This window comes from Trabulsiella odontotermitis (genome assembly GCF_001188485.1).
Classification (GTDB): domain Bacteria; phylum Pseudomonadota; class Gammaproteobacteria; order Enterobacterales; family Enterobacteriaceae; genus Trabulsiella; species Trabulsiella odontotermitis_A.
In genome coordinates this window covers 1-3,285 of record NZ_JNGH01000021.1, presented here as the reverse complement: position 1 = coordinate 3,285, position 3,285 = coordinate 1, and the positions used below count along the sequence as shown (strand labels likewise).

5 protein-coding genes are annotated in these 3,285 nt (G+C 44.7%); all 5 read left to right on the top strand.

Annotated features, from left to right (window positions below; all coding sequences use genetic code 11):
* Positions 1–548, top strand: a 548-nt coding sequence (locus GM30_RS23490; RefSeq protein WP_274519028.1) for an RHS repeat-associated core domain-containing protein, incomplete at its 5' end; no start/stop codon positions are given.
* A gap of 1 nt (position 549) precedes the next feature.
* The gene (locus tag GM30_RS01125) at positions 550–924 is read left to right on the top strand and encodes a hypothetical protein (RefSeq protein WP_049847147.1); all 375 of its coding nucleotides are present in this window, start codon (positions 550–552) and stop codon (positions 922–924) included.
* A gap of 132 nt (positions 925–1,056) precedes the next feature.
* On the top strand, positions 1,057–2,376 hold the full coding sequence (locus GM30_RS01120) for an RHS repeat-associated core domain-containing protein (RefSeq protein WP_476690345.1): 1,320 nt from the start codon (positions 1,057–1,059) through the stop codon (positions 2,374–2,376).
* Positions 2,370–2,912 carry an SMI1/KNR4 family protein gene (locus GM30_RS01115; protein ID WP_049847146.1) on the top strand — a complete coding sequence of 181 codons (543 nt, stop codon included), beginning with the start codon at positions 2,370–2,372 and terminating at the stop codon, positions 2,910–2,912. Before GM30_RS01120 ends, GM30_RS01115 begins: the two co-directional genes overlap by 7 nt.
* A 287-nt stretch (positions 2,913–3,199) precedes the next feature.
* Positions 3,200–3,285, top strand: an 86-nt coding sequence (locus tag GM30_RS27770) for an RHS domain-containing protein (protein WP_193391761.1), incomplete at its 3' end; no start/stop codon positions are given.

The window sequence follows — 3,285 nt, the reverse complement described above, 5'->3', positions numbered from 1 at the left end:
CTTACCGGTATTATGATCCGGAATGCGGGCGGTTCACGACCCAGGACCCGATAGGGCTGGCGGGGGGATTAAACCTTTACCAGTATGCGCCGAATCCGCTTGGGTGGATTGATCCACTGGGGTTGGCAGATAGCTATACACTTGGTACTAATCAAATACCTCGTCCTCAATTGCCTCCATATACTGGACAAACAAGTGGCATTTTTTACTATGTTGATGGCACCGGGGGGGTTCAGTCGCAAGTATTTACTTCGGGGGGTACTACAGCTTATCCTAATTACGCTAGCGCAACACATGTGGAAGGGCAATCAGCTTTGTTTATGGGAGTTAATGGAATTGATGAAGGGATAGTATTCCATAACAACCCAGATGGTACTTGCGGCTTTTGTGTAAATATGACAGAAACATTATTACCTGAAAATGCAAAACTGACGGTTGTTCCACCCAAAGGAGCTGTTCCTAAAAAGCGTGGAGCAATTGGAACTGACAGAACATTTACTGGAAATGGGAAAGAGCCTAAAAAGCCAGTAAGTACAAGAGGGTGTTAAAATGTATAGCAGTGATTTTAATGGTGAAGTAATCATTGACTCAAATGAAGAATTGCTTTCTTTTTTGGCTAAGAGGCCTGCGTTTAATTCTAACAACTTTGCTTTCTCTTTTAATGAAAGCGGGTTTCCGCAACTAAATATTTTTGTGAAAGATAATTTATGTGTTTTATATTTTATGGGGGAAGAGGGTGAATCTTTCGTTTCCTGTAACGAAAAAAAAATGGATGGGGTTGAGTTTTTTTATGAAAATATGGAGGGCGGGACTGTTACATTAGCGAGAGAAAATATTGTTCCAGTCACGGTAATGAATGAAGCTTCAAAATATTTTTTTGAGACTAAAATTCGCCCTGTATGTTGTGAGTGGATGGAACTTTAGTATTGCTAGATTATAAGAATAGAGTTTATTTAGCTACTTCAGCTTATTTTTATGATGTGTTAGCCGGAAGGATTTTCGATCTTCTTGGTTCCTCATTTGTCTATTGATTCCTCTGATTAGCCGAGCGGGGAACTGACCGCCACCTCCGATTTTATCCGTGGTAATCAGTATTACGGTTACGACGCGGAAGGACGACTGACCTCATACCGGGAGAGTGACCCGCTGGCGCTGGCGGAATATTTCCACTATGACAATGCGGATAACCGGCTGAACCCGGTGAAAACGCCGTTTGAAACCGTGGAGCCCCAGTTTGAGGGTGCCACCGTGAGTAACCGCGTCGCCCGTCAGGGGGAATACACCTACGAATATGATGCGTGGGGTAACACTATCCGGCGCAACCGGGGCAATCTGAGCCAGTATTTTGCCTATGATGACGAAAACCGGTTACTGCGTTCCTGGGGGCATGGCCCGAAAGGGGAATACGAAAGCCGGTATGAGTACGATGCGCTGGGCCGGCGTCAGGGTAAACGGGTGCGGTATCGTCAGGGAGGCGCGTGGCAGGACGAGCAGGAGACGCGTTTTGTCTGGACAGGAATGCGTTTGACCCAGGAATGCCATATCAGCCAGACCCTGACTTATTTCTACGACCCTGACTCAGCCTGGACACCACTGGCGCGGCTGACACGACATAAAGACACAGCTGAGGAAACGCTTCACTGGTTCCACACGGATGTGAACGGAACGCCACTGGATATGACAGATGAGCACGGGGAACTGTGCTGGTCAGGGAAGTACAGTGCGTGGGGGAACGTGAGCCGGCAGAATGTGCGCGATCTCCGGGAAAGTGCATACCGGGAAGTGCATCAGCCGCTGCGTTACCCGGGACAATACTGTGACAGGGAAACCGGGCTGCATTATAATACGTACCGATATTATGATCCGGAATGTGGGCGGTTCACAACCCAGGACCCGATAGGGCTGGCGGGGGGCATTAACTTATACCAGTATGCGCCGAATCCGCTTGGGTGGATTGATCCGCTGGGATTAGAAGGAACTCGCCTTCCAAGGACAGGTGGCTATTGGGATGGTGTACCTGGCGCAAGTAACTGGTATTCCGATAACAAACTTGTGAATGCTATTACTGGTGGTAAACCCGTATCATTTTCAAATGGTAGACCAGATTTTTCACCTTGGTCAAAGGGTTCCATCATATTCTCAGAAGGCGTTTTAGATGGTAGCAGACATGATTTTACCGAAGTATATAAATATATTGCTGAACAAAAAGGAATAACTCCAACTATGGCAAGAGATTTGTTATCGCAAAGTAAGATAACTCCACATCATCTCAGTTCAACGGAGATAATTTTAGTACCCTCAGATCTGCATGGGAATGTCCCACATATTGGTTCCGCATCAGATATGAGAAATTCTCGTGGAGGTGGAACATGTTAAGCAAAATTGAATCTTTGGGAGGGAAGGTTACGTCAGTTAGTACATATGAAAAAAAACGTCTTTTAGATAAGGTTGAAAAGTTAACTGGTAAATTACCAACTGTCTATCGTGATTTTTTATTGTACTTTGGTAGTACAGTAAAATTTAGTGTTATGGTTTTGCTCAAAAGTCTTGAACCTTCACCGTGGGCGGATAAGAAAGGATATGATGCAATTGAGTATTTGTACGGATTGAGTAATACCAATGATGGTTATACTCTCTTCGAAGTAATAAATACTTATAAAAATGATTTCAATATGGAATTAATTCCGATAGCTCTTTCTTCAGGAGGAAATCAAATATGTATTTGTATTAAAGGTAAAAAGAAAGAAACAATTTGGTTTTGGGATCACGAGACTAATCCTGCTTTTGATGACGATGGAAAAGTATCTGGATTGACATTGGTTGCGTATGATTTCAAAGATTTTATTGACAAACTTGTAGTCGACGATGATACATCACCTTCAAAGGCGATAGGTGGTTACCTGGATTTTTAAGTTGATTGGTAGGCGGGAAAATACTATCGCCATTTTTGATTTCAGGATACCAGTCAAACAATAAATGATTCTTGTTAAAATTGAGAGAAAGCTATTGTTCTCCAGCAAACTCTTTCAGTACGATCCTTTTTTGCTCCGGACAAGTGACCATCCGGGATTAGCTGAGGTTCAATAGTATTACCCGGAAGCATCCTGGACACCACTGGCGCGGCTGACACGAAATAAAGACACTGCTGAAGAAACGCTCCACTGGTTCCACACGGATGTGAACGGTACGCCACGGGATTATGCCGGATGAGCATGGAGAACTGTGCTGGTCAGGGAAATACAGCGCGTGGGGGAACGTGAGCCGGCAGAATGTGCGCGATCTCCG

Bases quoted from the DNA above. Each gene is read 5' to 3' on its own strand.
- GM30_RS01115 (WP_049847146.1), top strand. From the start codon at position 2,370: ATGTTAAGCAAAATTGAATCTTTGGGAGGGAAGGTTACGTCAGTTAGT.
- GM30_RS01125 (WP_049847147.1), top strand. From the start codon at position 550: ATGTATAGCAGTGATTTTAATGGTGAAGTAATCATTGACTCAAATGAA.